Origin of the sequence: Micromonospora sp. DT178 (genome assembly GCF_049841695.1) — a bacterium.
GTDB lineage: Bacteria > Actinomycetota > Actinomycetes > Mycobacteriales > Micromonosporaceae > Micromonospora.
The window spans coordinates 214,571-232,717 of the sequence record NZ_JBNCKV010000008.1; the positions used below are offsets into that span (position 1 = coordinate 214,571).

Here is an 18,147-nt window from a genome sequence, read left to right on the forward strand (position 1 = left end):
GCGGTCACCGCCCGTGGATGTCGAAACGGGCGGCGTTGGCCTCGTCGCTGTAGCGGTAGTCCATCGCGCAGCCCTGCAGGGCGTCGCCCACCTGCGACAGATAGCGGTCCAACCTGGTCAGGTCGTCCGACCACGACCAACGCAGCTGCTCCAGCGCCGCCCGGGTCTGCCATCCGGGCAGCCCGGCGACCGCGGCCCGCGTCTCGTCTCCGACGTCGGACACGTCGCGCCGCAGATCGTCCCGCAGGTCGTCGCACACCCGCGACGCCTTCTCCAGCAACTCCGGCTCGACGTGTAGTTCGATCACTGACTGGCCTCCCGCGAAGATCGATGCGAGCCTACCTAACCGCCCCACGCACCGCGCGGATCGGTCGCCTCAGCCCGTGCCCAGCCCGGCCAGCACGTCGCCGGCGCGCAGCACCGTCCACGGATGGCCGGGCGTGCCGGTCACCGTCACCACCGTCGAGCCCGGCACGACCGGGGCGGGCACGCGGACCAGCCGGTCGAGGGCGTCGGGGTCGGCGGCGCCGGCCAGGACCGTGCGGCCGGCCAGGTCGGGCGGTACGCCGATCTCGCCGGTGTCCGCCGACGCCGCCGCGCGGACGGCGGCGACGTCGGCCGGTACCTCGGTGTAGGTGTGGTCCGCGTGGCCGACCAGGATCCGGTCGGCGCGCCCGACCGCGTGCCATGCCAGCAGGTCGAGGACCGTGGCGTGGTGGCCGCCCAGGAAGTGCTCCCACTGGTCGGCGGCCGCCCGCGCGAGCTGGTCACCGTGCCGGTCGACGCTGTGGCCGTAGCCATGGCCGGTCAGGGTCAGGTCGGTCCAGAGCAACCGTCGGGTGCGCAGGTCCACGACCATCGGCAGCAGCATCCGGGCGTTGCCGCGCAGGTCGAACCGCTGCGCGACCCGGGCGCCGTCGAACTGCTCGCCCCGGGCGAGGGGCAGCATGACGCCGGCGACCGCCTCCGTGAGGGCCTCGAACGGCACGGCGTTGTAGCTGAGGACGGTCGGCACGGCGTAGTGCACGCCGTGCTCGGCGAGACGGGTCAGGTGCAGGTCGAGGAACTCGGTGGCCCCGAGCGGAGCCGGGGCGGAGGTGAGGTCGCCGGAGTGGATCGCGCCGTCGCCGGCGAACCGCAGCCGGGTGAAGTCGCAGTGGCCCACCCGCTGCCAGTCCCGGTCGAAGAACACGCAGGACAGGTCGAGGTCGACCCGCGCGGCGCCCGGCTCCTCCCAGTGCAGGAAGAACCGCAACACCTCCGCGTCGGGCAGCGCCCGCACACTGCCCCGTGGCCACCCCGCCAGCTGCGCCGAGGCGGCCCGCTCCCGCGTCGGCGCGGGCACCTCGGCCAGGGCGGCGTCGAGGACGGCCACGTCGAACCGGCCGAGCCGGGCGGCGCGGGCGGTCAGCTCGGCGTCGACCAGCCCGCGTACCGCGGTGATCGCCGGCGCGGGCACCGGCGGGCGTCGCTCGGGCTCGGTCCAGGTCGTCACGACGCTGCCGCGGGGATGGAACACCCGCCGGGGCATACCGGGACCGGGACGGCCACCGACGATCCCGGGCTCCTCGACGGCGCCGCCCACGGGCGGCGCCTCGGCGGGAGGGGGCAGCTCGCCGCCCGACCGGAGCGCTTCCCGCAGGAAGGCAGGGCCGGCACCGCGCACGCCCCGCGCGACGGCGCGCAGGACGTCGCCCAGGCCGACGGCGAGCGCCGGGGCGGCCCCGGTGTGCGCGGAGCCGCGGGCCCGCGCCGCCGCCCGCGCCCGCGCGGTCGCCGCCAGCTCGGCGGCCGTCGCCCGTACCGTCTCGGCGCGACCGGTGAGTTGAGCCGCCGCCGCGGCGAGCACGCCGGGTGCCACCCGGGCCACCGTCCGGCGGATGGCTGTCTCGACGGCCGCGTACGCCGCCGGATCGTCCCCGGCGGCCCGCAGCAGGTGGTCGAGCCGGCGCCACAGCTCGCCCGGACGCTCGGTGAGCAGGCCGGCGGCCCCCGTCACGTCGCCGTCGGTCAGGGCCTCCTCCACCAGGGACGCGTGGGTCCGCACGCGGACCGTGACCGTGCCGTCGGGGTGCCCGGTCAGCACGAGCTGCCGGGGCTCGCGGGCGCAGGCCGCCACGATGGCCGCGCCGAGGGCGCTGGCGCGGGCCGCGCGGGTGCCGCGCAGCGCGGCGAAGGCGACGGCCGCCGCCGGGTGCGCGGCCACCTTCTCGTACGGGTGCAGCCGCTCGCCGAGTCGCTTCCAGACGGTGGGGTGCCGCCGCAGGTCCTCCGCCGCGCCCGCGGCACCACAGGCGTCGAGATGCGCGAGCGCCGCGCGCCGCAGCGGCCGGGGCAGGGCCCGCACCCGGGTGACCGGCACGACGACGACGGGCTCGTGGACCGGTCGCCAGCCCGCGCCCGGAGCCTCGGACTCGTCGTCCCGCCGCGGCAGGACCAGCCCCGGGTCCCCACCCGAGTACGCCCACAGGGTCCGCGCCACGTCCGTGGCGGTCGACCACCGCCGCCGGGCCGCGGCGACCAGGTCGCGGTAGCCGGGGGTGCCCGCCGTGGCGTGCAGCGCCGAGGCGACGACCAGCGCGAGGGTCTCCCGCGCGGGCACCACCTCGGGCAGCCAGTCGAGGCGGCCCGGCGCGGTGGCGTTCACCAACACCTCGAGGTCGGCCCGGTCGGACTCGCTCAGCGCGGCAGGCCGGGCGACCAGCTCGTCGCGGAGCCGGGCCGCGGCGCCGACCGGGTCGGACTCGAGCCCGGCGAGACGCATCGGCAGCGGCGGCGCGGCCGGGACGGCGCGCGCGTCGGTCTCCTCGACCGGCGCACCGGCCCGCCGGAGCCGGCTGCGCACCGGGGCCGGGGGCGCGACGACGGTGAGGTACGTGTCGTCCGCCGCCAGCCGGCGGCCGCAGACCGGGCACGCGGTGACCTGCTCCGGCGGGAAGCATGCCGGGCACACGGGATGGCCACAAGGGTCGAGCGGCGCGCCACCGTCCTCGCGGCCGCACAGCACGCAGGGCGCGCCGGGCACGGCGAACAGATGGGCCAGCAGCCGCCGCACGTAGACCGCTTCGATGTCGCGCGGGGTGTCGGGGAACGACCGGTAGAGCGGCAGCATCGGACGATCCGCGCCCACCATCTCGTCGATGGTCGCCAGCAGCCAGTCGGCCCACCGGACCCGCACCGACGCCGGCAGCCGGGCCGCCGCCGTGCGCAGGTCGTCCCGGAGCAGCCAGCCACGACCGGCCAGATCGGCCTCGAGCGCGGCCACCCAGGCCGCACCGTCCGCGGGGGCGGGGCCCGTACCGACCACCGCGACCCGGCCGGTGCGTCGCAGCAGCACCCCGGCCAGCGGATCCATGCTCGCGCCCTCCCCGTGCGAAGGCGGTGGGCGGAGAGTCGCGACGCTAGTTGCCAGGAAAGGGTGAGAAGGAAGCACCGCGGGGAGCCGCCCACCGCGGGGAGGATCATACGGGGCGGCCGCGGCCGGCCTCACCCTGATTCCCGGCCGGAAGACGCCCGCCGGGCGTGCCAGGGGCACCGCTCGCAGGGGGGATCGGATTACCCTCGCCGATATGAGCCGACGCACCGATCCGGTTCCGCGTCCCCTGTGGCGTGATCGCAACTTCGGCGCCTACTGGGCTGCGCAGTCGCTCTCCGCCGCCGGCGACTCGTTCGCCTACATCGCGGTGCCGCTGCTCGTGCTCCACGCGACCGGGTCGGTCGCCCAGATGGGCCTGCTCACGGCCGCGGCCGGTGCCGCGTCCGTCGGCGCGGGGATCTTCGGCGGCGTCCTGGTCGACCGGTACGACAGACGGAAGCTCATGATCACCGCCGACCTGGCCCGACTGGTGCTCTACGGCCTCATTCCCCTGGCCTGGCTCGCTGGTCCGCAGGTCTGGCTGCTCTTCGTCGTGCTGCCGATCTGCGAAGCGGCCGGCATGGTGTTCCAGGTCGCCGCGGTGACCGCGGTGCGCAACCTCGTCGACCGGCCCAGGATCACCGAGGCCAACGGTCGCCTCCAGGCGACGTACGCGGCGGCGGCCGTGCTCGGGCCGCTGCTCGCCGGCGTGGTGTCGGCCCGCTTCGGCCCCACGGCGGCCATCGCCATCAACGCGGCCAGCTTCGCCCTGTCGGCCTTCGGCCTCTGGCTGGTGCGGCTGCGGCGGCCCGACGAGGGTGCGGAGGCCGGCGGCGCGGTGGCGCGGGAGGGCCGGCTGGCCGAGTTCCTCGCCGGCGCGCGGTTCCTCTGGCGGCAGCCCGTGCTCCGCTCGCTGACCGTCCTGCTGTCGGTCTTCATCTTCCTGACGTACGGCTTCACCGACGTCCTCGTCTACCACGTCAAGCACGACCTCGGCGGCTCCGACGGCACGGTCGGCACGGTGCTGGGCCTGGCGGCCCTGGGCACGGTCGTCGGAGCGCTGCTGGTGGCGCCGCTGCGCCGCAGGCGTGGCTTCGGCATCACCTGGATCGGCGCGCACGCGATGTGCGGTCTCGCCATCGTCGGCATCGGCGTCGTCGGGAGCGTGCGGGGCGTCACCGTGCTGACCGCGGTGTACCTGTGCGGCGTCAGCGTGGGCGGGATCTGCTCGATGTCGCTGCGCCAGGAGATCACCCCCGACCACCTGCTCGGGCGGGTCACCTCGGCGTTCTGGAGCACGCACTACGCGCTCGGCCCGGCCGGCGCCGCCGTGCTGACCTGGGCCGCGGGCCGCTACGGCGTCACCGCGGTCACTCTCGTCGCAGGAGCGGGGTGTCTCCTGGTCGCGGTCGGCGGGCTGTTCACCCCGGTCCGCCGCGCCGGGTCCGAGCCGGTGCCCCGCCGGTCGGCGACCCGACGGCCCGCGGCCAGCCAGGCGTCGTGACCCTGGGTGGTGCCACCCGCACTCCGTGCCCGCGCGCGAGCCGGCGCGGCCGCGCCACCGCCGTCGAACAAGGGATCAGCGCAGGCCCTGCCCGATGCCGCCGACCCGGCGCGCCGAGGGTGCTGCCGGGCCCACCGGCCGGCCGACCCGGGCCACGTGCAGCAGGCGCTCCGGCGCCACGCCCAGCAGCGAGCCGAGGGCCTCCCGGGTCGCGGCCGTGTCGATCAGCTGGCTCAGCGGGTGCGCCGCCAGCCCGGCCGCGTGCAGGGTCAGCCACGTGCGCGCGAGCACCCGACCGAATTCGACCTGGGTGGCGTCGTCCGTCTCGGGCGGTCCGATCAGGACGATCACGGCGCCACCGCGCGCGAGCGGGTTGCCGGAGGCCGCCGCGAGGAGCCGGGGCAGGCCCAGCGGGCGCAGGACCGGGTACGCCGCCAGCGCCGCCCGCAACGCGCTCGCCTCGCGCCCGGACAGCCCCAGGCACCGGTCGGTGAGCCCGTCGGCGTGATAGTCCGGGTGTGTCGGCGTGAGCCGCAGCCACGACCGCAACTCGCCAACCACCCTGGGATCCGCGTACGTCTGCCGGTCGGCGGTCCTCAGCAGGCGGGCCAGCAGGCCGGCGTCCGGTACGGCCCGGACCGCCCCGCCCGACGCCCGCGCGACGGCGTCGACGGCCGCCACCACCTCGGCGTCCGGGCCGGCCGAGAACCGGCCCCGGTGGGTGCGACGGGTGAGCACCTGCGCCGCGTCGAACGGGGTGTCGTAGCGGTGCGGGGACGCCCGTAGCCAGCCCGCCCGACGGTCGGTGGCGCAGTGGTCGGCGACGAAGCGCATCCGGAGCCCGGCGTCGGCCGCGACGACCAGACAGGTCTCGACGAAGGCGCCCAGGGACAGCCGCAGGTCCCGGCCGGAGGGGTCGCCCGCCGGCAGGGTGCGCGCCTCGTCCCAGCCCACCCGGACCGCTCCGGGCTGGTGGTCGAGGCGCCACGGCTGGGTGTTGTGCGCGCTCGGCGCCCGCCAGCAGAGCGGCTCCAGGGCGCGGAACGCCGCGAGGCCCATGTCTACAGCGCCTTCTCGTAGAAGGTGTAGCCATGCAGCGGCCGGCCGCCCATCGCCCGGTACTGCGCGGCCGAGGCCGGGTTGTCCCGGCCGACGTAGGTGCTGCGCAGCGTGGTGTATCCGCCGGCGTGCAGGTTGCGGCGCAGCGCGGCGGAGAGCAGCCGCTGGTACCCGCGCCCCTGGTGTTCCGGCAGCACACCCTTGACGATCAGCACCGCCTCCCGCCGGTACCGGCGGCGGACCGCCAGCAGCCGGAGCTGGTTGACCGGGTGGAGGTCGCCCCGGACCCGGACCACGAACTCGCTGATGTCCGGTACGCACAGCACGAACGCCACGGGGCGCCCGGCCCTGGTCAGGTAGAGCAGCAGCGACTCGTCCAGCAGGTACGCGAGCCCGTCGGTCTGCCGGCGCAGCTGCTCGGCGGAGATCTGGGTGTAGTAGCCGAGCTGGGCGAAGGACGCGTTCAGCATCCCGCGCAGCAGTTCGAGCTGGTCGGCGAGCCGGCGGACGTCGCCCCGGTGCACCCTCAGCTCCGCGCCGTCCTCGTCGGCGCCAGGCGAGACGTCGGCGTCGGGCGGGACGTCGTCTCCGGCGGTGACCGGGCAGATCCAGGTGTCCGACTCGAACCGCCGGCGGAACCCGGACGACTCGTACGCGGTCACGTACCGGGGCGGGTTCCAGGCGCTGTCGATGAAGCCCCGGTCGGCGTACCCGGAGGTGATGACCCCGCCCGACTGGTTGGGCAGCAACGCCACCGGCCCGAAGAGCGCGTCCCGGTCGCCGGCGGCGCGGGCGGCGGCGCCGATCGCGTCGAACAGCGGGCGCGCCGCCGCGTCGGTGAACTCGGTGAGCCCGAAGAGCTGGCACCGGCGGCCGAGTCGGGCGTCGAGGGCGGAGTCGGTGTGCAGCGTGGTCCGGGCCACGACGGCACCCGCGCCGTCGCGGAGCACGTACATCGGCACGCTGTCGCGCCACCATCGCCGCACCTGCTGGCGCGACGGCGGCACGAAGCGCGGCTCGCCGGCGTACACCCTGTCGGTGAGCGCCAGGAACTCGCGCAGGCCGCGCCGGTCGACGATGCGTTCCAGAGCGTGCGGGGCGGTCATCGCCGCACCGCCGGTCCCACCGTCTCCGATCCCAGCGGCGTGAACGTCGCGATGTGCCCCATCTCCGGGGACTCGGCCCGCCACAGCCCGTTGGAGTAGCCGTCGGGTTCGGCCGTGAAGAGCCGGATGAAGCCCGCGGTCGCGTTGCGGTTGCCGTCGGTGAGCCAGACCATCAGCTTGCGGTGGTGCCGGGACCGGGCGAAGCGCAGCAGGGCGTCGCGGTCGGCGAAGAACGCGACGGTGCCGAGGGTGAACGGGAACTCCCAGTACACCCGGTGCCAGCGGTATCCGGACATGCGGCGCATGTCGCGGACCATCCGCAGCCAGGCCGGGAGGAGCCGCAGGATCGCCAGCGGCCCGCTGTAGCGGGTGGCGCCGAAGAACATGGCGCCGGCCTGGGCCTGTGCGGGGGCGCGGGAGAAGTCACGGGTACGCATCTCTCAGCCCTTCAGGTAGACGTTCTTGATCTTCTGCTGTCCGGCGAACGGGCCGGCGCCCGGTTCGTGCAGCTCGATTCGGAGGTCACCGGCGGCCGGGTCCTCGGTCAGCGACTGCGCGAAGTCACGGGAGACGGTCGCCAGGTGCCGGCGTACGCCGCTGCGGCAGGCGCCGGCGAGAGCCTCGCGGTCCGAGTCGGGCAGCGGGCGTCGCAGTTCGAGGTGCACCACGGGCCGGGTCTCCAGCGCGGCGTCCTCGGCCAGCGCCAGGCAGAACCGACTGATCTCGGCGGCGTACGGGTTCCCGGCGTAGAGGCCGTACTCCACGTCCTGCGGGTAGAGGTTGGCGCCCAGGTACGACACCGTCGAGTCGCGCCGGCCGAACAGCAGCAGCACCGGCAGGGTCATCCGCTCGCTGGCCAGCGCCGCGCGGCACTCGGCCCAGCGCTGCGGGTCGCCGCGGACCAGGTCGAGGATCCGTCGGTACCCGACGAGCAGCGCCTCGTCGCCGACGTTGTACCGCAGTCGTGGCTGAAGGACGTCGGGGCCGGTGATGGTGCAGAGCAGTTCCCGGCGCTCGTTGGTCTCCAGGTAGGTGGCCAACGGGTTGTACTGGAACACCATCGGCAGCCGCTGCTCGTCGACGCCGAGCAGCGCCGCCCGCAGCTCGGGGTCGGTGCGCAGGCGGCGCCGCAGCCACACGGTGAACCGGGTCTCCGCGCCGATCCCGATGGTCAGGTCCGAGGCCCCGTACGCCGACCGGACCTTCAGGAACCGCTCCTCCAGGTAGGCGCGCAGCGCCTCGGTCATCCCCTCTCCCCCGCAGCTGGCGAAGACGCGGTGGCGCGACCAGTCGAAGCCGTCGGCGTCGAGCCGGTCGCGCAGGTGCTTCAGGAACGGCGGGTACGCGGTCACCAGGTAGTCGAAGTCCGGGCCGAACTCACGAAGCGTGTCGACGATCTTGCCGAGGTCCGGGCCGGTGTTCTTGACCACCGCGATCCGGGCCATCGCGGCGCCGGTCGTCGTCCCGGTCGCCCAGGCGCCCATCGAGTAGGCGTTGATGACGAACGGGCGACGCATCGGGAAGACCAGGCTGGTGTAGCCGACGATGTCGCGGTGCACCGCGCGCAGTTCCCGCTCGCCGCGCGGCCAGTTGAAGGGCCGGCCCGACGATCCGGCCGACTCGTCGACCACCACGCCCCGGGCCGGCAGCCGTCCGCCACGGCAGCGCCGGGCGGCGTCGAAGGGAACGACGTAGCTCACCTTGTCGGTCTCCGGGAAGTCCCGCAGCCGGCGACGGACCCCGACCGGCCGGGCGCGCAGGAAGGAGCGGTACGCCGGGACGTCCAGCGCGGCGAGCGCGCAACCCGCACGCGCGTTCGCCGCCGCGAGCAGGTCCAGTGCCGGGTGGTGCCGCCGGGCCGACCACCGCCACGAGGCGGGGTGGCGACCGGCGAGCCGCACCACCGCCCCGAGGACCCGGCCGAAGATCGTCAGACGTGCCCGTCGCCAGCGTTCCCCGGCGGTCAGGCGTGGTGACGCGAGAAAGGACGGATCAGCGTATCGATGCAGCGTCTCGGCCATGTCAGAATCCTCGGCGCATCCGGCCGGGGACGCCTGAGCTGTCGCACCGATCCGACGCTGAGTATCCGCACCCAGCTGGATCCGGCGCCCGGTCCCCTACCCGAGGTGGGTGCAGTGCGCGACCGTGGCGTCGTCAGGGACCGGGTCATCGGGGCCGCCGCGGGCGCGAACTTCGGCCTGCCGGACGCGGCGGATGATCTCGGCCGGCCCGTCGGCGCCGAGCAGGTCCAGTACGCCGGGCCAGTCGGTCAGGCCGTACGGGCTGACGATGCGGCTGGCGCCGTTGCTGAGCAGGGCGGCGCCGTCCAGGTCGTGAAGGGGTCGACTGCCGGTCACCGCTTCCTCCGCCGCGTGCGGATCGTCCTTGGCGATCCAGTAACCGCCCGGTTGGTTCCGGCGGGCCCGCAGCGCCTCGACGCAGGAGTCCCGGAGGCGGTCGTACTCGGGGGTTCCCCCGGGAACGCCGTCCAGGGGCGCCGAGCAGATGCGCCTCACGGTGACCTCACGCTCGTCGGTGATGACCTGCGGGCCACCGCGAACCTGGTCGAGGACGAGAAAGGAGTCGGCGAGCAGGAGATGGTCCAGGCGGCCCCGGCGGGCGCGGACGATCACCACGGTCGCATGTGGGCTGCTGGGGTTCGCGATGTCGCAGACGCTGTCGTGATCGGCGGCTGTCTCGCCGATCGCGTCGGCGAGGATCGCCGCGAGGTTTCGCCCGTCGTCGCGCGACAGCCGGCCGAGCAGCGCGCCGCCGAGACGGTGCGTGAACCAGGCGACACCGTGGCAGCAGATCGACTCGGTTCCCGGGATGCCGGCACCGTCCAGCAGCACGGCGGCGCCGGGAACGGCGCCGACGAAGTCCTCGTTCGGCCGGCCGATCCTACCGGCGCTGGTCGCCATGCTGACGTACACCCGAGGGCTCCTTTCCGGCCACCCGGCCCGCCGGTCCACCGGGCGGCGGCCTCGATCTTCCGCTACCGATCCCCCGGTGCCGCATCCTCGAGGGCGTCGACGCTGCCGGACATGATCGTGCGGACGTGCTCGGTGAGGTGCGGGAGCGGCCAGTCCCACCAGGCCAGCGCCAGCAGGCGGACGATGTCCTCGTCGCTGTACCGGCGGCGGATGAGCCTGGCCGGGTTGCCGCCGACGACGCCGTAGTCGGGGACGTCGTCGACGACGACGGCACCGGAAGCGACGATCGCCCCGTGGCCGATGCGGACGCCGGGCATCACCATGGCGCGGTATCCGAACCAGACGTCGTTGCCCACGACGGTGTCACCCCGTCCGGGCAGGCCGGTGATGAGGTCGAAGTGCTCGGCCCAGGAGCCACCCATGATCGGGAAGGGGAACGTCGACGGGCCGTCCAGACGGTGGTTGGCGCCGTTCATGATGAACCGCACGCCCTCGCCGAGTGCGCAGAACTTCCCGATGACCAGCTTCTCCGGCCCGTAGTGGTACAGCACGTTGCGGGTCTCGAAGGCGGTCGGATCGTCCGGGTCGTCGTAGTAGGAGAACTCGCCGACCTCGATGAGCGGGGAGGTGACCAGCGGCTTCAACAGCACCACCCGCGGCTGCTCGGGCATCGGATGCAGGACGTTCGGATCGGCGGGGACGCCTGCCACCACGGATCACTTCCTCTCGGGCGGGTCGACGTACCCATGATCGCAAAATCCTTATCCGGATGCGCTGCCCCGCCCCGACGGCCGAGACTGGCGGCCATGGATCAGGTTCGGCAGGTCGTGGGGTTGGTCGGTGGCGTGCTGGGTGGCGAGACCGTCGGTGCCTACCTGCACGGGTCCTGCGTGCTCGGCGGCCTCAAGCCGGCCAGCGACCTGGACGTCCTCGTGGTCGCGCGCCGGCGGATGGACGATCAGGAACGAAGGGCACTCCTCGACGGGCTGCTCGCGATCTCCGGCTCTCCCGCCGGGGCCCGTCCGGTCGAACTCACCGTGGTCGTCCAGTCCGAGGTCCGCCCGTGGCGGTTTCCGCCGACCGCCGACTTCCTGTACGGCGAGTGGTTACGCGCCGAGTTCGAGGCCGGCGCCCTCCCGCGCCCGGAGCCGATGCCGGACCTGGCCCTGCTGATCACGATGGTGCTGGCCGGCGACCAGCCCCTCACCGGCCCGCCGCCGGCGCAGGTCCTGGACCCCGTACCGCACCCGGACCTGGTCCGGGCGAGCGTGGCGGGCATCCCCGGCCTGCTCGACGACCTGGACGGCGACACCCGCAACGTCGTGCTGACCTTCGCCCGCATCTGGAGCACGCTCGCGACGGGCGAGATCCGGTCGAAGGACGCCGCCGCCGACTGGGCTCTGGCCCGGCTGCCGCGGGAGCACCGACCCGTGCTGGCGCATGCCAGGGAGTTGTACCTCAACTGCCGCTACTCCGAGGAGAGCTGGAGCGACGAGCTGCGGGCCCAAACGCGTCCACAGGTGGACCGGATGCTCGCGGAGATCGACCGGCTGTCGCAGCGCTGAGCGTCGCCGCTGCGGGGTGGGCAGGAGAGCCGGTCACCGGGCCAGTCGCTGCGAGACCCAGCCGGCCGCCTGCTCGACCGCCCGCCGGGACTCGTCGGTGTGGTCGAGCATGTCGAACCCGTGCTGCCCGCCCGGTACGTCGATCACCTCCACCCGTACGCCGGCGTCGCCCGCCGCGTCGAGGAACGCCGCGACCGTCTCGGCCATCTCCTCGCGTTCCCGGCCGACGCGGGTGAGCAGCAGCGACGGTACGGGCCCGCCCGGCTCGCCGATCGCCGCGCTGGGATCGAAGCGCGGGTCGACGCCCCAACCCGGCATCGGCGCGAGGAGCGGGTACGTCAGCGCCACGGCCCGCAGCCAGGAAGGCCGGTCCCGCAGCCAGTCCGTGCTCAGCAGTCCCCCGCCGGAGAAGAACCAGAGGGCGATCCGCCCGCCGTCGACGCGCGGGTCGGCGCGTACCCGGTCCACGGCCGAGGCGACGTCGAGGGCGGCCGTCGGGCAGTCGGTGACGGGACCCTGCGGGCCGGCGACGACGCGCATCCGGTGCTCGACGGTGACGGCCAGCAGACCGAGGTCGGCGAGAAGGCAGCCGTAGCCGCGGTAGACCGGCCAGTCGCGCGGACCCGGGTGCAGGCCGGCCGGTAGCGGTCCCCCGTGGACGAGGACCACGGCGGGGTGCGGACCGCCGCCCTCCGGTACGTACCAGTCGAGGTTCGCCTCTCGCTCGTGCCGGCGTGCGGTCGGCGTCAGCACGAACGGGCGGAGGAAGTTCGGCGTCTCATCCATGATCGCATTCTGGCACTGCCCGACCACTCTGTGGCGTCGCGGCCGAGCGTCGCACCGCCGACCGCCACCTGCTGCCGTCGACTGCGCCTACGCACCGAGGCGGTCCCCGCGAGGCGCGCGGCGGCCGTGCCCGTGCGGCTCAGGTCCCGGGTGACCCGGGCGGCGGCAGCGGCAACTCGACGGCGTCCACCGTCGCGACCCGTACGGCCGAATGCGCCGGCGGCAGCTTGTCGGCTCGCGGCGAACGACTGTGCACGCGACCCCCGCCCGTCGGGTCCGGCCGCCTGCTCACCTCGCAGGCCACCATCAGGATCGGCGCAGGCGGCGCGGTGAACCGGCCGGCGCCCCAGCGCACCCAGAGCGGGACCCGCCCCGCGTCGGCCTCGGCGAGCAGCTTCTCCCAGGTACGGCGGCGCGTACCGTGATCGACCTCGACGACGACCGGCGGCCCGTCCGGGCGGGCACAGGCCACGTCGAGCACCGACTGCTGCGCGGACATCGGCGGCGGCAGCGGCAACACGCTGGACGCCCGCCGGTAGACCCGCCAGCCCCGCTCCCCCGCCCAGTCGACCACCGCGTCGATCAGCCGGGCGGTGACCTGGTCCGTGGTCAGGTCGGCGAACGTGACCGCGTCGAGCCGGTCGGCCAGCGACGCCGCCAGCCGCTCCCCGTCCTCGCCGACCACCACCGCCGCAGGGTAACCGGCGCGACCGGGCGTCGCCGCAACCGGGGCGACCCCTCCGTCGCCTACCCGTTTCTGCCTGCGGCAGATCCGGCCGCCGAGGCAGGTCCGTGGGCAGCCCTTGCGACGCGGGTGGTGCTACAAGGTAGCGATGGAGCTGACCAAGTACGGCCACGCCTGCGTCCGGTTGGAGAAGGCGGGGCGGGCGCTCGTCATCGACCCCGGCGCGATGACGCCCGAGCCCGAGGCGTTGGCGGACGTGGAGGCGGTGCTCATCACCCACGAACACTTCGATCACTTCGAGCCAGACCGGCTGCGCGCGGCCGTCGCGGTCGATCCCGCCCTGGCCGTCTACACCTGTCCGGGTGTCGCCCGGCACCTGACGGGCCTGGAGGATCGGGTCCGCGTGGTCCGCGAGGGCGACGTGCTGCACGTGGCGGGCTTCCGGGTACGGGTGGTCGGGGAGAAACACCACCACAGCCACCCCGACGTCCCGCCCGTGGACAACGTCGGCTTCCTGATCGACGAGGAGGTCTTCCATCCCGGTGACGCGCTGACCGTCGTGGACGTGCCCACGCTGCTCGTACCCGGCCAGGCGCCGTGGATGACCGTCCCCGACCTGATCGAGCACCTACGCCGGACGGCACCCCGGCGCGCGTACGCCATCCACGACGGCCTCCTCAACGACTGGGGCCTGCGGGTGCTCGACGGCGTACTGCGGAGCGAGGCCGACCGCCTGGGCGCCGACATCCGTCGCCTGCGACCCGGTGAGCGTGTCCACCTCGTCGGTTGACCGTACGACTCGTCGGCGGAGCCGGGTCGTCCGTCCTCATGCGATGGCGAAGCGGACGACCTGGGCGACCTCCCGCATCCGCAGCCCTTCGTAGAGCCGGCGTGGCACCGGGTATCCGCCGTCGCCTCGAGGTCGGACAGGTCCCCGAGACTGCGCCACAGCTGCGCGAACCACGGCCCACCGGACTCGACGAAACCCCGCGCCGACAGCGCGTCGACGAGCTCGGTCTGCTGTAGGGGCACCTCCAGGCTGACGCGGGGAGCGACCTGTCCCAGCTCGTCGAGCGCATCCACCAGTTGGCGGGGGGTCACGGTCCGCAGCGACAGGTGAAGCGACGCGGTCGCCGGCTCCTCTGCCGACGCCGGTAGCCAGATGTCGGCGAACCCCAGCAGGGGGCGGCCCCAGGCAAGGGTGCGGTCAGGGGCCGCGCTGCCGTCCCCGTGGGCGTGGGACCAGGCGACGTTGCCGACGTGCAGCCGCTGCTGCGGGGTCCAGGTTCGCCGGACGCAGTCCAGGCGCGCGGCGAGATCGGCAGTGTCCACCAGCAAAGGCCGCCAGAGACGCCCCGTCCGGTCAACACGATTACTGCCGGCCACCCCGTCGCGGTCCGTCCGGGCCGGGCGCCGCGGGCAGCCTGGAAACCCCTCCTACCGCGCCGCGACGGCCATCGGTGCGCTGAGGCGGCCCTCGTTGCCGCTGCGGTCCAGGCCGGAGACGCAGTAGGACAGTGGACGGTCGGCCGGGGCGGTGCGGTCGACCCAGCCGGTACCCCGGGCGGTGCCGACGAGCCGGGCCGTGTCGCCGTCGACACGGTAGACGGCGAAGCTCGCGGCGCCGTCCCCGCGCCAGGTCAGCGTCACCCCGCCGACACCCGCACGCCGCGCGTCGGTGACCGTGGGGGCGGCCGGCGGCGCCGCCGGCAGCTGCGCCATCGCGGGCACCAGCGCCGGCCCGGCGTAGTGGGCCCCGCTGTACCGGCTCACCGCGCCGAGCTTGTCGGTGCGCACCTGCCTGGCGCTGAAGTGCACGCTCCCGCTCGCGCCGTACCGGCGGTTGAGGGCGAGCTGGCGGTCCAGCTCGGCCGGGTCGCGCCAGGCGCCGCGCTCGCCCACCCGGTAGTCGGCCTGGCCGATGTAGAGCTGGACCCGGGTGCCCCGCACCGTGGCCGCCCACCACGGCAGCAGCTTGGCGTAGTCGGCCTTGTCGAACCCGATGTGCCAGTACAGCTGCGGCACGACGTAGTCCAGCCACTGCTGCCGTACCCAGAGTCGGGTGTCGGCGTGGATGTCGTCGTAGCTCTGCAACCCGGCGGTCGCCGAGCCGGCCGGGTCGGTGCGCTTGTTGCGCCAGATGCCGAACGGGCTGATGCCGAACTTCACCCAGGGCTTGATCGCCTTGATCCGCTCGCTCATCTCGCGGACCAGCGTGTTCACGTTGTCCCGGCGCCAGGCGTGCTTGTCCGCGAACCCCCGGCCGTACCGGGCGAACGTCGCGTCGTCCGGGAAGTCCTGCCCGGCCTCCGGGTACGGGTAGAAGAAGTCGTCGAAGTGCACCCCGTCGACGTCGTAGCGCCGGACCGCCTCCAGCATCGAGTCCTCGACGAACGTGCGTGCCTCGGGGATGCCGGGGTTGAAGTAGAGGCGGCTGCCGGGCCGGTCGGCGCTGGGATAGGTGACGACCCAGTCGCGGTGCCGCCGCAGCGGGTGCGTCGGCGCGAGCCGGTCCAGCCTCGGGCCGGGCCCGCCCACCGTGGCCGGCTGCCCGCCCCGGTAGGGGTTGAACCAGGCGTGGAACTCCAGGTTGCGGGCGTGCGCCTCGGCGACCATGAACTCCATCGGGTCCCAGCCCGGGTCGCGGCCGTCGCGGCGCCCGGTCAGCCACTCCGACCACGGCGCGTACGCCGACGGCCAGAGCGCGTCCCCGCTCGGCCGCACGTGCACGAAGACCGCGTTGTGGTTGTGCCGCACCGCCAGGTCCAGCCAGCCCCGGAACTCCGCCCGCACCGTCTCGGCCGGCAACCCCCGTCGGCTCGGCCAGTCGATGTTGTTCACCGTCGTGATCCACATGCCCCGCAACTCGCGGGGCGCCCGGGCCGGTCGACCGGCGCAGGCGGGGGTGCGATCCGCCGGGGCGGCACCGAAGACGGTCACGGCGCCCCGCTCCGACAGGCCGAGGCCGCCGGCGACCCGGTCCCGCAGCGACCAGGCGCCGAGGGCGACCGCCACGGCGAGCGCGGCGACCACCGCGACGAATGCCTGCGTACGACGGCGGTGGGCGAGCGAGTCGGCGGCGCGCATCGCCCCAGTCTGCACAGTCGAACCTCCGGGCGCACCAGGCCGACCGCTACTTAACGGTCAGATAAGGCTGGCCGCCGACCCAGAGGACTGCGACGCGTCCGGCAGCGGGAGCGCTCCCCGGAGAGCGGCTACCAGAGCGGATCTGCCGTGACCGACCCGGTGATCTTCAGGGCGTCACGGGACGCGGGACACCTGTGGCTACTGTCGGTCGGTTTCGGCAGCGGTGCTGCGGTCGGTGTCCCGGGAGACGAACGGGGTGCGCATGCGGGTCATCGCGTCCGCGCTCACGTCCACCGCCTGCCCGTGTTCGCGGTCGGTGTCCCGGTCGCTCCCTGAAGCGAAGGGATTCAGGACGGGCGGCGTCATATCTGCCAAAACGGGCTCCAAGGTGTCACAGGGCAGCGCACAACAGATCAGCTGGCAGCTGCAAGCCGGGAAGAAGGCGGGTGGTTGGGGCGCGTCATCGGCCGCCACATACCCGCTTCGACAGCCTACCGCTTTCACGCCCTTTGCAGACGGTGAGGTGCGACCGGGGGTAATCGCCCATCGCGCCGAACCCGGGACCGGCGGTCATGATCTGCGCCGAGCTGACCGCAGAGATGGGGACGCGGTAGGTCCGCGGAGACCGTCTACGCTGAGCCGACGCAGGTGTTGCCGTGTCTGAGCGTCGGGGTCAGCCGGCATTCACCGCCGCGCTCTCCGATGCGTTGTACAGGCTGTCGCCCTGGTAGCGGGCGGTCACGGGCTGGTCGAGGTCATCGCTGACCGTCCCCTCGAACTGGGCGATCCCGTCGCGGACCGGCGCGGAGCCGAGGTACTTGGCGCCCGCGTAGAAGTCGACCGTGCCGGACGGTGCGCGGTTGCTGACGGTCACCGGGTCCACCTCGGCGGTCGCGGTGACGTGGGTGCGGTGCGAACTGCCAGCCGAGGTGGTGTCGACCTCCAGGCTGGTGGTGGTACGGAACGCCACGGTGCGGAGATGGTCGTCGAGCATCTGCCGCCAGACATCCCAGACATGGACACCGTTGATGTTGTGCCCGGTGACGTCGACGCCGGCCGCCCGCCAGTTCCTCGGTTCGAGCGAGCGAGTTCGGGGCGATGTCGATCAGCCAGTCCTGGAGTCCGGTGCCGACGTGGATGCACCGGTCACGGTCTTCATCCGGTTGATCTGCTCCTGCGTCGGCGTCACCGCACCGCCGGCCGCGCTCCAGGCGGCGTGGTGGCCGACCATGTCGGTGTTGTCGTAGAGGAGCGTGATGGCGCGGTGGAGACGATGACCATTGGCTGTGCCGCGCGGTCCCGGACGGCGTTCTACGGATGGCCGTCGAGCCACTCGCCGCCGCGGGCGCCGCCCGGCATGCCACCGCTGACGAGCGCGAGCGGCTGCGCAGCCTGGCCACGCGGATGCGGCAACTCGGCGAGGCAGGCACGCTCAACGCATTCCTGGCCGCCGATGTCGAGTTCCACGCGCTCCTGCTGCAGGCGTGCCTCAACGAGATGTTCACCGCGCTGACCGGCGTGATCGCCGAGGTGCTCGCCGGACGGACCGAGCATGGCCTGATGCCGAAATGTCGCCAGCCGGTGGCGCTCGACCTGCACGACCAGGTCGCGAACTGCGTTGCGGCCGGCGAGGCCCGGGGCGCCGAGACCGCAATGCGTGAGCTGGTCGAAAAGGTACGCGACGCGATCAGCACCACCCGTCAGCCAGCACCGGCTGGTGATCCTGATCGTTGGTGACCCCCGAGAACGGGGATGGGTGCGGGCGGGCGCCGCCTGCTGTCACGACGAGAGATGGGAAGGCCTGCCGAACCCCGACGGTTGGGGCAACAGACGGGTGAGCCGGTAGCGCCTGACGGCCGGCCTGCCCGGCCGGGGTACTCGTGTCGGCTACTGCTGCTGTTCAGCTTCGGCCAGCGGTACTTCATCGAGGGCGTCGCCACCGAGGGCCGAAAGGGCTGATCCCCCGATACGCGGTCGGGGCCCGGCGCGACCCCCCCCGGGGGGGGCCCCCCGGGGGCCCCCCCCGGGGGGGCGCCGCGGCCCCCGCGGGGCGGGGGCCGGGGGGGG

At 74.1% G+C, this 18,147-nt stretch carries 17 protein-coding genes; 5 read left to right on the forward strand and 12 right to left on the reverse strand.

The window, feature by feature from the left end; translation table 11 throughout:
* Positions 1-4: 4 nt before the first annotated feature.
* Both ACLQ22_RS17360 and ACLQ22_RS17365 read right to left on the reverse strand, forming a co-directional pair.
* Positions 5-307, reverse strand: coding sequence for a hypothetical protein (locus tag ACLQ22_RS17360; protein WP_425693207.1), 303 nt, complete (start codon positions 305-307; stop codon positions 5-7).
* A gap of 69 nt (positions 308-376) precedes the next feature.
* Complete coding sequence (locus tag ACLQ22_RS17365) at positions 377-3,355, reverse strand: MXAN_6230/SCO0854 family RING domain-containing protein (RefSeq protein ID WP_425693208.1); 2,979 nt, start codon at positions 3,353-3,355, stop codon at positions 377-379.
* Positions 3,356-3,569: 214 nt separating this feature from the next.
* On the opposite strand from ACLQ22_RS17365, the gene ACLQ22_RS17370 reads away from it, so the two are divergent.
* Entirely contained in the window at positions 3,570-4,859 is a 1,290-nt protein-coding gene (locus ACLQ22_RS17370; protein WP_425693209.1) for an MFS transporter, read from the forward strand.
* Positions 4,860-4,934: 75 nt separating this feature from the next.
* Here ACLQ22_RS17370 and ACLQ22_RS17375 read toward each other — a convergent pair whose 3' ends face one another.
* The 6 genes from ACLQ22_RS17375 to ACLQ22_RS17400 form a co-directional block, all read right to left on the reverse strand.
* Positions 4,935-5,918 carry a nitroreductase gene (locus tag ACLQ22_RS17375; protein ID WP_425693210.1) on the reverse strand — a complete coding sequence of 328 codons (984 nt, stop codon included), beginning with the start codon at positions 5,916-5,918 and terminating at the stop codon, positions 4,935-4,937.
* A 2-nt stretch (positions 5,919-5,920) separates the two neighbouring features.
* On the reverse strand, positions 5,921-7,024 hold the full coding sequence (locus tag ACLQ22_RS17380) for a GNAT family N-acetyltransferase (RefSeq protein ID WP_425693211.1): 1,104 nt from the start codon (positions 7,022-7,024) through the stop codon (positions 5,921-5,923).
* Positions 7,021-7,461: a DUF4188 domain-containing protein gene (locus ACLQ22_RS17385; protein WP_425693212.1), complete on the reverse strand. Its 441-nt coding sequence runs from the start codon at positions 7,459-7,461 to the stop codon at positions 7,021-7,023. Before ACLQ22_RS17385 ends, ACLQ22_RS17380 begins: the two co-directional genes overlap by 4 nt.
* Positions 7,462-7,464: 3 nt before the next feature.
* Complete coding sequence (locus ACLQ22_RS17390) at positions 7,465-9,045, reverse strand: phenylacetate--CoA ligase family protein (protein WP_425693213.1); 1,581 nt, start codon at positions 9,043-9,045, stop codon at positions 7,465-7,467.
* Positions 9,046-9,141: 96 nt separating this feature from the next.
* Positions 9,142-9,957, reverse strand: a complete 816-nt coding sequence (locus ACLQ22_RS17395; protein WP_425693214.1) for a hypothetical protein — start codon at positions 9,955-9,957, stop codon at positions 9,142-9,144.
* Positions 9,958-10,019: 62 nt separating this feature from the next.
* A complete protein-coding gene (locus ACLQ22_RS17400; RefSeq protein WP_425693315.1) occupies positions 10,020-10,628 on the reverse strand; it encodes a CatB-related O-acetyltransferase in 609 nt (202 codons plus the stop codon).
* A 135-nt stretch (positions 10,629-10,763) separates the two neighbouring features.
* On the opposite strand from ACLQ22_RS17400, the gene ACLQ22_RS17405 reads away from it, so the two are divergent.
* Positions 10,764-11,522, forward strand: a complete 759-nt coding sequence (locus tag ACLQ22_RS17405; protein ID WP_425693215.1) for an aminoglycoside adenylyltransferase family protein — start codon at positions 10,764-10,766, stop codon at positions 11,520-11,522.
* Positions 11,523-11,555: 33 nt separating this feature from the next.
* Here ACLQ22_RS17405 and ACLQ22_RS17410 read toward each other — a convergent pair whose 3' ends face one another.
* Entirely contained in the window at positions 11,556-12,308 is a 753-nt protein-coding gene (locus ACLQ22_RS17410; protein ID WP_425693216.1) for an alpha/beta hydrolase, read from the reverse strand.
* Between the two features lie 139 nt (positions 12,309-12,447).
* Positions 12,448-12,996, reverse strand: coding sequence for a hypothetical protein (locus ACLQ22_RS17415; protein ID WP_425693217.1), 549 nt, complete (start codon positions 12,994-12,996; stop codon positions 12,448-12,450).
* 145 nt (positions 12,997-13,141) lie between these two features.
* On the opposite strand from ACLQ22_RS17415, the gene ACLQ22_RS17420 reads away from it, so the two are divergent.
* Positions 13,142-13,783 carry an MBL fold metallo-hydrolase gene (locus ACLQ22_RS17420; RefSeq protein WP_425693218.1) on the forward strand — a complete coding sequence of 214 codons (642 nt, stop codon included), beginning with the start codon at positions 13,142-13,144 and terminating at the stop codon, positions 13,781-13,783.
* Between the two features lie 647 nt (positions 13,784-14,430).
* Here the strand turns inward: ACLQ22_RS17420 and ACLQ22_RS17425 are convergent.
* On the reverse strand, positions 14,431-16,080 hold the full coding sequence (locus ACLQ22_RS17425; protein ID WP_425693316.1) for a family 10 glycosylhydrolase: 1,650 nt from the start codon (positions 16,078-16,080) through the stop codon (positions 14,431-14,433).
* A gap of 673 nt (positions 16,081-16,753) precedes the next feature.
* Entirely contained in the window at positions 16,754-17,074 is a 321-nt protein-coding gene (locus tag ACLQ22_RS17430; RefSeq protein ID WP_425693219.1) for an Ig-like domain-containing protein, read from the reverse strand.
* A 46-nt stretch (positions 17,075-17,120) separates the two neighbouring features.
* Between ACLQ22_RS17430 and ACLQ22_RS17435 the strand changes: the two genes are divergently transcribed.
* A complete protein-coding gene (locus ACLQ22_RS17435; RefSeq protein ID WP_425693220.1) occupies positions 17,121-17,327 on the forward strand; it encodes a hypothetical protein in 207 nt (68 codons plus the stop codon).
* 70 nt (positions 17,328-17,397) lie between these two features.
* On the forward strand, positions 17,398-17,817 hold the full coding sequence (locus tag ACLQ22_RS17440; RefSeq protein ID WP_425693221.1) for a FadR/GntR family transcriptional regulator: 420 nt from the start codon (positions 17,398-17,400) through the stop codon (positions 17,815-17,817).
* Positions 17,818-18,147 lie beyond the last annotated feature (330 nt).